General features: G+C 62.6%; 6 protein-coding genes. 4 read left to right on the top strand and 2 right to left on the bottom strand.

From position 1 onward, the window contains the following. Window positions 1-88: 88 nt before the first annotated feature. Window positions 89-5,911, bottom strand: a complete 5,823-nt coding sequence (locus ACQPW1_RS19180; protein ID WP_433664053.1) for a PA14 domain-containing protein — start codon at window positions 5,909-5,911, stop codon at window positions 89-91. A gap of 916 nt (window positions 5,912-6,827) precedes the next feature. Between ACQPW1_RS19180 and ACQPW1_RS19175 the strand changes: the two genes are divergently transcribed. Next, the gene (locus tag ACQPW1_RS19175) at window positions 6,828-7,301 is read left to right on the top strand and encodes a hypothetical protein (protein WP_433664052.1); all 474 of its coding nucleotides are present in this window, start codon (window positions 6,828-6,830) and stop codon (window positions 7,299-7,301) included. Window positions 7,302-8,482: 1,181 nt separating this feature from the next. Here the strand turns inward: ACQPW1_RS19175 and ACQPW1_RS19170 are convergent. Beyond that, window positions 8,483-9,124: a TetR/AcrR family transcriptional regulator gene (locus tag ACQPW1_RS19170; RefSeq protein WP_433664051.1), complete on the bottom strand. Its 642-nt coding sequence runs from the start codon at window positions 9,122-9,124 to the stop codon at window positions 8,483-8,485. A 156-nt stretch (window positions 9,125-9,280) separates the two neighbouring features. Between ACQPW1_RS19170 and abc-f the strand changes: the two genes are divergently transcribed. The 3 genes from abc-f (at window position 9,281) to ACQPW1_RS19155 (ending at window position 12,579) form a co-directional block, all read left to right on the top strand. Beyond that, window positions 9,281-10,885 carry a ribosomal protection-like ABC-F family protein gene (gene abc-f, locus ACQPW1_RS19165; RefSeq protein ID WP_433664050.1) on the top strand — a complete coding sequence of 535 codons (1,605 nt, stop codon included), beginning with the start codon at window positions 9,281-9,283 and terminating at the stop codon, window positions 10,883-10,885. 85 nt (window positions 10,886-10,970) lie between these two features. Continuing rightward, window positions 10,971-11,579, top strand: coding sequence for a CatB-related O-acetyltransferase (locus ACQPW1_RS19160; protein ID WP_433665283.1), 609 nt, complete (start codon window positions 10,971-10,973; stop codon window positions 11,577-11,579). A gap of 163 nt (window positions 11,580-11,742) precedes the next feature. Beyond that, entirely contained in the window at window positions 11,743-12,579 is an 837-nt protein-coding gene (locus ACQPW1_RS19155; RefSeq protein ID WP_433664049.1) for an alpha/beta fold hydrolase, read from the top strand. Window positions 12,580-12,585: the final 6 nt, after the last annotated feature.

The following is a 12,585-nucleotide window of genomic DNA, read 5'->3' as shown; positions in this document are numbered from 1 at the left end:
GTCAACTCAGTTTGCCGTTTCGCGCCCCGGCCATCCAAGCCGGGGCGCGAAACGATGACACCACTGACACACCCGCCCTTCGAGAGACTTATGGATAGCCGACTATAGCGGGCTCGACAGGTTGATCATGGACTGGTAGTCGAATCAGAGACTTGGGCCAATCATTCATTTTACGTCCATCCCCGTTAGCTTCGTCCAGCGATATACCTTCGACGGAGTACCTATTACCATCCCAGCGGAAAAGTTTGTCCGACTTTTCGATGTTGCACGCTCGACATTTGATTTCTCCATTGTCTGGGGTGCCGGATCCTCCCTTGGATCTCGGTTCGACATGGTCACGTTGCCTCTCGTTCGAGGGAGGAACGTACCCTCGAGTGTGTTGCTGCCCGGGCACAACCTCGACCTTGCACTTTTCACACCGGTTCACACCTCCATACTTAGCGGCATTCCGTTCATCGATAATTCTCTTTCCAGCTGGAGTGAAATCCTTATAAGGACGGCTGCCTGGCGCGCCACCCACAACCCTGCAGTTGTGGACCAGGATCGATGATTCGGAACGTAGAACATAGTAGGAATGGACTTCATCGACTGTCAGGTTGTAGACGACGCTGTCTGCTACGTCTCCCTTATCGCTGACCCAGGCGACTCGTCGAAACTCGAATTCCCTCGCCCCGCGGAGCAAGTCTCCTTCCTTGAGGTCGATCGAGGACACCCAGCCCGAATTCTCGACCCAGACCGGATGACCAGCCGTGGCAGTAATCGCCACATCGGACCCTTCGATTCCGATCTCGACGAGGTGCCGCACGCCTCGGCCGACAATGACATCGACTACAGGTTGTGGTCCGGTACTTCCCGTCGCGGTATCTGTTGCGATGACCGAGTCGCCGACCTGGATCTGAGAAATAGGCTTCGATGTCCCGTCGGACAGCAAGACCAAGGTGTCAGGTGTGAATGAATTGCCGCCAGATCCGCAGCTAGCGGCTTGCGCTACCTTCCCAGCTGCAGATGCTTCCTTGCCGGCGGCTTTAGCGACGGTGGACACCAATTTGCCACCGGGGACCATGCCCATTGCGCTGGTCGCCGCTTCGGAGTACTTACCCTGCGCCAGATTTCCAGCCGTCGCCACGCCTGCTCCGACTGTGCCGATCGGCCCGGGCACGAATGCGACAACATCGCCGACCTTGGTGGCCACCGATAACGTCGTGCTCCATGCCGATGTGCCAGCAAGGTCAAAGCTATTGATCGGGTCGGCGTAGACGTAGTCGTAGTCGTTGGCTGAGCCGCCTGAGACCGGGTCGACTTGCAGGAACCGACCCAGAATGGGCAGGTAGGTGCGGGCGCCCATCTCGATCGCTTGCACTCCCGCAAGGTGTTCGATCGGTCGCTGATGCTGGCCTAGCCAGCCGTAGTCCATGCCACCGGACACGGTGGCCGGGAGCGGGATGTCACCGATCGCCCCGGTGGTCGGGTCGATGTTTTGACCGTAGGGGTCGTACTGGCGGATCACCGCCGATCGGGTCGCGGTGCCGTCCGCAGTGAACAGGATGTCACCGTGCAGGTTCGGGTACGACCAGTTCGTCGTGTCCGGCTGTGGGTGCGGACTGTAATTCTTGGTCAGCACCACACCCGAGGGCAGCGGGACAAGGCGCTGGATCATCGCACCGTCGCCATTGAGAATCACATCGGCGGTGTCTTGATCAGTGGTGTAGCCGTACCGAGTAGTGCCGTTGTCACTGGCCGCAGGCGCGCCGGTGACTGTGCGAGTTTTCAGCCGGCTCGTGGCGTCGTACTCATACGCGACCAGTGTGCCGCTCGGCGTTTTGGAGGAGACGTGACGTTTCGTGGCGTCGTAACCGAGTTCGTCGCCGCCGACTTTCACCACGTCGCCGTGTACGTCGTAGCCGAACCGCAATGCCGAAGCACCATTGGTGGACAACAATCGGTCAGCGTTGTCGTAGCAGTAGGTGGTCTCCTCGGCGGGAGCACCATCGCGACTGTCGGTGGAGCTGGTCCGATTGGTGTTCAATCCAGCCGATCCGGCTGGGCCGCAACCATTGTCGGGCGCAAACCCATAGGTGAGGTCGTGGTGCGGGACCTTTGCCGCGACAAGACGTCCGACAGTGTCGTAGGTGTAGGAGTAGGCGGCGGTGGGTGCGTTGTCAACGGTCACGACGTCGTCGGTGATCCGGTTGTTGCGCGAGCGTGTAACGGTGTCGACCACGGTCGATTCCGATGTCTTCCATGTCAGGCTGGTGAGGGCGCCGGTATCGTTGCGTCCGATGCCGTCGAGCCGAGACCCGTTGCCGTACACCACATTTGCCAGCTCACCTGCGGGGTTATATGTCGAAGTGGCGAGTCGTTTTCCGTCTAGGGTGACGCCGACCATTTGACCGACGTCATTCCAGGTGTAAGCGAGTTCGCTGGTCGCACCCTTGACAGTCGTGCGGTCCTTGGTCAGTCGGCCGGCGAGATCGTAGGTGGCGTCGTTGACTACTCCATTGGCGTCGGTGTATTTCACGACCTGACCGAGGAGATCGATAACGGTCGTCACTGAGCCGCTCTCGTCGGTGGTCTTCTTGACCCGAGGGTCGCCGCCCACAGCCCTGTCGGTCACGACTGTGCGCGCCGGCTTACCGCCGAAGGCGGGTTGAACGGTCTTCGTCACGCGTGCACGCGCGTCGAACCACGTGCACGACCAGTCACCGGTACCGATTCGACTGGCGACCACCAGACCTGCGGCGTTGTAGATACTTTCGCCGACCAGCGCCGCCGCCTCACCAGGTTTCGCGCTGGTGACAGTCTTGGCCATACCGCCTTGGTTCACCGCTGGCGATGACGGTTCGCACGGGTTGGCACGAGTTTCGGTGTCACCGTAGTAGCTGGTCGAGACCCGCTTGTCGGCGTTGCCGATATCGCCTGCGGGCAGCGCCGAGGCCAGTTTTCGAAGGAACCCATCGCCTGGCTTTTCGAAACTCGTCCGGGTGGTGAGTTTTGCTCCTTCTGGATCAGCGGTTGTCGAAACTGCCAGTCCGAGCACCGGGTCGATAGCGGTAGCGGCGTCGGCGTAGTTGAACGTCGTCCGCTTGGAAGGCGCACGTTCAGCACCGCCGCCGGAGGTGTCCATGACGTGCGTGCTGGTGGACAGCCCGTACCTGGGAGCTAAATACTCTCCAGGAACGGTCTCCGAAACGCCACCTGGACGGGTCCAGTTCAGGTTCAGCGCGCCGGTGGTGCCGCTGCGGTTGTAGTAGTCGACTCGAATGCGGTGCTTGCTGTCAGCGACGGTGTTGCTGAATTCGCCCGTCACTGTGGTGGTGGCTTTGTCGGTCCAGCTGTCGATGAGCAGGACGTCGTCGATCCACAGGCGGACACCATCGACCACGGAGAACCCCAGCGCGTATTTCCCGATACTGGGGAAGGTCACTTCACCGGTGAAGCGGGCCGACCAGCCGCCGGAGTTGGCGACCGGCGGGGACGCCCCCCAATTCCGCGACAGGGAACCGTCAGGTGAGCCGACCCCAGTCGCCCACACGTCGGGTACTCCGGAGAGATAGGGGTTGTCGTAGATCGCCGTTCCCAGTCCAACCAGCCCTTCGTCATACCCGGCGCGGGTATGTGGCATAGATTGCGCGCATTCCGTTTTCGGAAGCTGACCGTTGAAGCAGTCCGCCGCGGCGGGACCGAACTTGTCGACGACACGGTCGGCGTGGTCGTACACCAGCGTGCTCCGGCGTCCGGCGGAATCTACCGACGCGGTCGCCTTATCCTTCGCATTCCACTCGGCACGAATAGTGGCGCCGCTCGAGTCCGTCGTTGTGAGTGTCCGTCCTGCGTCATCCCAGGTCGAAATTCGGTGGTACAAGCCATCGAGGCCCGCGATCCCAACCGAGGCCTTCTTCTTCTCGATGTCGTAGTAGTACCTGTGCAACGGCATCGACCCGATGTCCCGACCGCGATTGTTCGGCCCGGTGACACTGACGGCCCGCGAATGCGGAGGCCGGGTACCCGATAAGTCGTCGTAGAACGAGTCGTACTCGATCTTGTACCGTTCATATCCGGGAACTACCGCATCGATCGCGCGTAGATCCACCGCCAGACTGTCTCGGACCTCGTCCAAAGACCCGACAGCGTTGACGGCCTTCTGCTTTTTCTCGGTGTTATTACCTGCCTCGTTGTAATCGCGTCTCGCGTTTTCCAGATTCAGGTAGCTGTAGTCACGGATTTCCGACCCGGGATTCTCGATCCGAGCCAGCGCACCGACGACGTACCACAGTCGGGTTTCGGTACCGTCCCAATACTTGATCCGGCACAATTTCTGTGCGGGAGCCTGATGGGAACCGGACGGCCGCGAGGTTCCGCCGTAGCAGTTGTCGCTGTCATCGGTGTTGTAATACAGGGTGTGCGACCGACCGGATACGGGATCCTTGATCTGCGTCAACCTCGCTGGGCTACCGCTGTACAAATACTGCAAGGACGCGGGCTTCTTACTGTCGGCAACGCCGGAGACCGCCGCCAAGGTGCCGTCGACGTTGAAGATCGACACCACGCCGTTCTCGGTGACCGAGACCCGGCCACCGGGATCAACCGCGAGGACACCGTCGGTGCTTACCGGTGGTGAATAGCCGCCCGCCGATGCCTTCGACCATGCACGTTTTCCGCCTGAGGCGTCGGTCAATACAACGGAACCGTCGAGCATCTCCGCCGAGACATAGGCGCTGCCCATCAAACCCAATGTCCAGCCACCAGGCAGTGGCGAGGGATCCTGCGCGTACAGCTGATCGGTCAATACGATTCGCGGCGACCAGTTATGAGAGCGCTGCGTCGTGCCGGTGGTGCTTTTCGCCCACAACACCATCTGCGGTTTCGCGGTGCTGCGGTGATACAGCTCGACCTTGATCGGCACCCGAGCGCCTGCAGTCAACGAGACATCGGTCGAATTCTTCGCCGATGCTGTATTGAACTCCGAGCCGACACTCGCGGAGTTCGGATTGTCGTAGGTGAGCTTGTTGTCGACCCAAATCTTGGCTCCGTCGGCATGGTTGCCCGCGAAACTGTAATCCCCGGTGACAGGTGCCTGGAAATAACCTTCCCACCGGATAACAAACCACTGCTTGTCCAGCGCGGCAGGCATCGGATCTTGCCGGAACGGAGAATTCTCCGACACGTTGGACCAGACATTGCCCCAATCCAGATTCACCTGTGCCTCGCCACGCACCATGATCGGCGTGGTGTCAGCGGCACCGTTGTGGTCGGCGTCGTTGAAGTACGAGGCCCGAACACCGTGGCCGTCGCCGTTCTGGCGGGAGTTGTACGCGAACGTCACGCCCGCGGAGCCACCAACGGCCTCGAACTTCGGGCCTGCCATTTCGGTCTTGGCGTTGCCGTTGAACAGGTTGACGGTCATCGGCCCGAAGCTGTCGGTCGGTGCGGGACCAGGCTCACCGATCCGCTTGTTCACCGTGAAATGACCCACCCAGTTCTGCGGTGAAGGCGTCGACCCGCCAGCGGGCACCGTGCCCACCGTCCAGGTGTACTTCGCGCCATCACTGAGCACGAACTGCGGGACAGTCCATTTCGGGACCTTCAGGCACCCGGAATCGACCACACTGCCCGAGCGGCCATCGAAACCAGTGGAAATCTTGAAGCAGTACTTCGTATCCGACGGTCCCGGGCTGACTTCGAGAGTCGGCATATCGGTCGAAATCACTGAGTCCTCGGCCGGGGCAACCAGATTCACCTGTGGACCAGGAGTGGGATCGGTCGGCTTGGTGGGATCGGTCGGCTTGGTCGGATCAGTGGGCTTGGTCGGGTCAGTCGGGTTAGTGCCGGTTCCGTCGCTGTAGTCGACGATCAACGCAGCCTGGAGTTGTTTATAGGTGTAGGCGTTGGTGGTTTCGACGCCGCCGAGCATGAACCAGGTGTTCTTGTCGGTGGCCTTCACGCGGTCACCGAGGTAGGTGGTCAGCGCAGGCGCGGTCAACGAGCCGGATTCACCGACGCTAGCCGAAGCCAGCTGATCCCCGAGTGCGTCGTAGCCAAGCGGAGATTTGGCTTGGAACAGGGTTACCTGGGACGCGGCTGTCATTTCTACCGGCGGTACCGGTGGGTTCGGTACCTTCAAGTCGAGACGCGCGCCGGTCACGGTTTTGCCTGCGAGTGGTGCGAGGTCGTAGCGAATCGCCGAGCGCCACAACACGTTCTGGCCCATCCAGTTGCGGGCGTTGCCGGTCCGGATGCCGCAGTCGGTGGTGCAGGGGGCCGCGCCTTGCTGGTAGGCGATCGTTTCGGCTTGCTGGCCGAATCCGAAGGTGTAGGTCGGGTCGACCACCACCGGGAACTTGCGGGCGGAGTCTTTCAACCACTTCTTGTCGACAGAGACCGTGAGCTTCCACGCCTCGCCGTCGCGGGCCAGGGTGTAGTCGCCGCCGGTGCGGGCCGAGGGCTTCTTGTCCTTGTCGTTGCCGGCCGAATCCCAGACCTCGATCGGGGGCAGTGCGGCGACCACCTTGCCGGCTTTGTCGCTGATCTTGACGGTTTTACCGTCCACCATCGGCGTCAGCGCACCGGTGTTCAGCTTGAACACCCAACGGCCCTCGCCCACAGCAGAAGCGGACTTCAGGATGATCGACTCTTTGATCTCAGCCGCGGACACTTCGTAGGTCACGTCCGTGTTCGGCAGCGCGTTGGCATAGGTCGCGGTCGAGCCGGTGACCTTGCGGCCGGCCTTGCCCGCACCCTTCAACTCCAGGGTGACCGGGGTGCCGTTCTGGTTAACCCGGAACAGATTCGGGTCGTTGGCGAACTCCGCCAGATCGACACCGACACCTGTGCGCGCCGCGGTAACCCGCTTGGAGTCCTTCTGCTCCACCAACCGGGTATCGATCGGATCCCAACCGCCCTTGCTGTTGCGGACACTGACCGGGACCTGCGACAGCACCATCGTTTTGGTGCCGTTCGCGTTGGTGAACTCGACCGAATCCTCGGTCCGCGCCGACTCTTTCGACGTCTTCGGATCGAAACCACTCTTCACCGGAGCAGCCGCGGCACCGCCGGCAAGCAATGGCGTGAAGTCGGCCTCCGGCTCCGACTGCTTACCTGTCAGGGAAGGCTTTGCTACCGCCTTCGACAGCATCAGCGGAACGTCGCGCGGATTCTTTCCTTTCGGTGCCGCAGCAGCCTGCGGCGACACAACCACCTGCACCAATGTCGCGATCAACGCGGCGACCAAGATAGTCGACCACGAAACCACTTTCACCCGATACCAACTAGCAGGGAACCAACGCATCGACGCGTCGCCCTGACGGCGAAACCTCATCACACTCCACAACACCCGAGCCCATCCCCTTGATAGGCCATCCCCAAATCGGGCGAAAGCGTAGCAACGCCACAAACCACTCTCATCCACTTCCATGCGGAATCAATCGTGCACTAACTACACGAAATGTGAAACACATCACACCATCGCTTGCCGGGGCATTGATTTAGCGCCTATCAGGCAGTTGATTCTTCAACTTCGTTCCACGGCAAGCCATTTGAGTTCACGGCCAGCCATTCCGATACAGCGGCCAGGCGAACCATCCAGGGATACAAACGCATTCGACCAGCGCCACCGAAGTAGGACGCGCAATGGAAGCTGAGATCTGGCCGAACTCGTCGGTACTGCAAGGGCTCTCGCGCACACAATCCATCCGTCAACCAACGGCAGTCGGCCACCAGGATCGACAAACCCCTGCCGCACAACATTTTTCAAGGCAGACTCCACACACAGCACAATGCTTACGGCGCTCCACAACCGTCATATCTCCTGCTCCCAAACAACATTGGCGCACACTCTTATCACCCGGAAGCAGCTACATGCTTGCCGTAGCGCAGACGATTCGACCGCGACCCCATCGATGCCCGGACTCAGCCCCAGAATGCCGAACCCCGCTTGCCAGGTCATCCGAAATGCCTACACGCCCAATTCCAGCATCGACGAAATCGATTGCACAGCTGTAGATCCGACAATCCACCACCCGAGGACAGGACGCGGTCCAGCACCCGACGAGCAGGCCTCCACGGACGCCAGCCGAGCCGGATCGGCGACATGCCCACCCTTCTCTCAGCTCCCCCTCAGCCTCCCCTGCTAAGAATACTCGCTAACATCAAATCCGGATCGCTGGCGGTAAGCAGATAAACCACTGCGGCACAACGCCTTTCGCGCAGTCATCAAACCCCGGTCATCAATGGACGCATCCCAATAGGTGGTACAGCAAGCGTCGCGCGGTAGTTAGCAATGATCACGACAACCGTTCGAATCTGCATCCGGCTAGTGAGATAGATCACTGTTAAGTTGAACTTCACCAACTTAACTACACACCGGTCACCCACCATTCGACCTGCTCACGGCCCATCTAGTGCCCGACACCGCCACTCCAGGAACACATTCCAACGTCAACGCTGTCGCTCGGTGACCACCCGCACAGACTCGCGACCGACTCGGTCAGTGAGCGTCCGCTGAGCGCAGGTTCGTGAACGCACCGGCACGCGCGGCGAGCGCGGCACCGGCAGCCGCATGGTCGGGCAGACAAGGATCAGGTGGCGTACGCAGCAGCACCAACTGGTGATAGAGCGGCGCGGTAGCGGCGATCAGCAAGGCACGCGCATCGACATCAGCCGAGAGTTCCCCCCGCCGAACCGCTCGCTCAACGACGATCTCGCTCTGCACATACCGGTCCTCCCACAACCGCCGCAGAGCTCGCGCCGCCTCCTCGGACCGGAACGAAACCGCGATCAACGCCGCAGCAAACGACGGCTCCTCGAGCAAGGAATCCTGAATCTCCTGATTCAGCGCCGCGAGATCACCACGCAGCGAACCGGTGTCGCGCGGATGCCACTCCATGTCGGCCGTCGCGTCGAAGACATCAGCGAGCAGTCCGCCAACGTCGCGCCAGCGGCGATACACCGTGGTGCGGTGCACCCCCGCGCGTGCGGCAACCGTGTCCACGGTCAACGCGTCGTACCCATACTCGGTCAGCTCCGCGCGAACCGCATCGAGGACTTGGTCGCGGATGCGGGCGGTTCGACCACCCGGCCGAGGTCGGGGCGCGGAGGAATCGCCTGGTGAAGGCGGTGTGGAACTCATCGTCGGCAGTCCGGTTGCTCGTCGGGGCAGGCTGTGGCAACATGTTAACGCAACATCCGTAGCACTAGCGAGGTCAGCCGATGCTCATCCGAAACGTTCACCCGACCCTGTGGTCCCCCACGACCGCGTCGTCCTCGAATGCTTCGGAGTGTGTACATGCCAACCCAGATCACCGCGCTCGCGGTCAGCAAGTCCTTCAACGGCAGACTCGTTCTCGATGAGGTGACGTGTTCGCTCGCCGCGGGTGAGCGCACCGGCATCATCGGCGAGAACGGATCCGGCAAGACCACCCTGCTGCGTCTGCTCGCCGGACGGGAACGGCCGGATCATGGCGAGATCGTCGTGCAGGCCGACGGCGGCGTCGGCTACCTCGCCCAAGACGAGCAGCTGCCGCCACAGATGACCGTTCAGCAGGTCATCGATCGGGCATTGAGCGAGCTACGAGCGATCGAACAGCGGCTGCGCAGCCTCGAAGTCGCTATGGCCGCGGACGATGCAGGACTGGCCGAATACGGCGAGCTGACAACAGTTTTCGAACTACGCGGCGGCTACGACGCCGACGCCCGCGTAGAACGTGCGCTGCACGGCCTGGGCTTGGGTCTGGTCGACCGCGACCGCACGGTCGGCGGGCTGTCCGGCGGCGAGCAGGTCCGGCTGCGCCTGGCGGCGGTGCTGGCGGCAGGCACCGAGGTGCTGCTGCTGGATGAGCCGACCAACCACCTCGACGATGACGCCCTGACCTGGCTGGAGGATCACCTGCGTACCCGCCGCGGCACGACGGTGACGGTCTCCCACGACCGCTTCTTCCTCGAACGGATCGCGACCACTCTTCTGGAGGTCGACGCGGACCGCCGCCGAGTTATCCGCTACGGCAACGGCTACGCGGGATTCCTGACCGAGAAGGCGGCGGCACGTCAGCGGTGGGCGCAGGCGCACGAACAATGGCGGGCCGATACCGACCGGCTGCGCGAGGTTGCCGCCACCACGGCCCGCAACGTCGCACCGGGCCGGGCGATGAAGGACAACAACAAGATGGCCTACGACCGGGCCGGTGGACGAGTGCAGCAGTCGCTGGCCAGCCGAGTCCGCAACGCCGAGGAACGGTTACGCCGTCTCCTCGCGGACCCGGTGCCACCGCCGCCGGAACCACTGCGTTTCGCGCCAACCCTAAGCAGCGGCCGGGTGCACGGCAGCGTGCTCGAAGCCACTGATATCGGTGTCGCGGGCAGGCTCGACCGGACGAGTGTCACGATCGCCGCAGGTGACCGCATGCTGATCACCGGCCCGAACGGCGCGGGCAAGACGACCTTGCTGCGCGTGCTGGCAGGCACGCTCACGCCGGACAGCGGCACTGTAAAACGCTGCGGCAGAATCGGTTACCTCGCGCAGGAGCCCTGTCCCGCCGAACCCGGCGACACGCTGCTGGCCGCCTTCGCCCGCGGACGCACAGGAGGAGTCGACCACAACACCGAAAAGCTGTTGTCGCTAGGACTATTCGACCGCACGCAGCTCGACACACGCGTCGAGAACCTGTCCACCGGTCAACGGCAGCGCCTCGCGTTGGCGCGTTTGGTCAGCGAACCCGTCGATGTACTGCTGCTCGACGAGCCCACCAACCACCTGTCCCCCGGCCTCGTCGAAGAGCTGGAAACCGCGCTGGCCGAATACCGCGGCGCTGTCGTAATCGTCAGCCACGACCGACGACTACGTACCCGTTGGCGAGGCGCGCACCTCGACCTCCGCGCGTCGGCCTCCGTCTGACATCCAATCCCGCACGCACCGAAGGAGTTTCGCTGTGCCCAACGATCCCACCCTGCTTCCCGCAGACCCGACGGTGCTGCACCCCATGCCCGGCCAGCCGCGCGTGGTGCTGTTGAAGCCGCTGGTCACCTCTCCCCTGATCGAGGTCGGGGAGTACTCCTACTACGACGACCCGGACGACGCGACCGCGTTCGAAACCCGAAACGTGTTGTACCACTACGGACCCGAGAAGCTGATCATCGGAAGGTTCTGCGCACTGGCCACCGGAGTGCGGTTCATCATGAACGGTGCCAATCACCGCATGGACGGACCCTCCACGTTCCCCTTCCCCACCATGGGCGGCTCGTGGACGAACCACTTCGACCTGATCACCGGACTGCCGAACCGAGGAAACACCGTCGTCGGCAACGACGTCTGGCTCGGTCACAGCGTCACGGTGATGCCCGGCGTGCGGATCGGCCACGGCGCGATCGTCAGCACCGGCTCCATCGTCACCGGCGACGTGCCCGACTACGGCATCGTCGGCGGCAATCCGGCCCGCCTCATCCGAACCCGCTACGACGACAAGGACATCGCCCGACTGCTGGCGCTGGCCTGGTGGGACTGGCCCGTCGAACACCTCACCGAACACGTGCGAACGATCATGTCGGGCAGTATCGCCGACCTCGAAGCCGCCGCCGCTGACCTGAAATGAGGGAAACCCCAATGCCTTCAGACCCTATCCACATCGCGATGGTCGGCATCCCGATCGTCAGCCACGTCCTACCGAGCCTCGAGATCCTGCTGAGCTGAGCTCAAACGGGGCAGTCGTTCCCGGGTTGACCCTGACGCAGGGTCAACCGCTCAGCATGGTTGGCATGACTACGAACGTATTCACCGTCCACCACGATGGCGTCACAATCCCGGTGTCTCGCGGCGGCGAAGGGCCGCCGTTGGTTCTGTCCCCCGGTCTGACCTCGACGCAGGCCGAACTGCACGAACTCATCGAGCTGTTGCGGCGCGACTTCGATGTGCTGACCTTCGACCTGCGAGGTCATGGCCTTTCCTCGGCCGGCGACCGGTACTCCTTCGAGGCGTTGCTCGGCGATTTCGCTGCCGTGATGGCGGAGGTGGGACGGCTCGGGCTGCCCTCGGCACCGGTGCTCGCGGGTCACTCGTTCGGCGCGGACCTGATCGTGCACTACGCCGCCGATTTCCCCGACGCCTTCAGCGAACTCGTGGTCATCGATGGGGCGAACCCGGTGCCCGCACCGTTCATCACTGCGGCCGACCTGCCTGAGTTACGCGGAATGTGGGAGGACTTGGCGACGTGGCAGCAGACCATCAAGGGCACCCCGCGTCAGGTGTTGCTCACCGCGCAGGAAATCCTCGACCTCAATCTCGAGCTGGACGTGCTGCGGTCCGGAATCGACCTCGAGATCGATGTGGTCGGGTCCGGAATCCTCGACCAGTACCGCAAGATCGACCGCCCGATCCACCTGATCATGTCGACCTCGATGGCAGGCGACAGCGGCGAAGGACGTGCACCGCGACACAATCGACTGTGGCGCGCGGGCATCGAGCGACTCACCCGGGAACAGCCACAGATCCGCACAACCTGGCTCGACGCCACGCACGCGTTGGTCGTCACCCACGCCCCGGACATCGCCCAGATCATCCGGGGCGCGCAAACCCGGGCGACTAGCCAAACCTAGGAGACT

The organism is Nocardia sp. CA-128927, from assembly GCF_050955855.1.
Classification (GTDB): domain Bacteria; phylum Actinomycetota; class Actinomycetes; order Mycobacteriales; family Mycobacteriaceae; genus Nocardia.
Note: the sequence above shows the minus strand (reverse complement) of the source record. Positions and strands in the feature narration are given on the sequence as shown.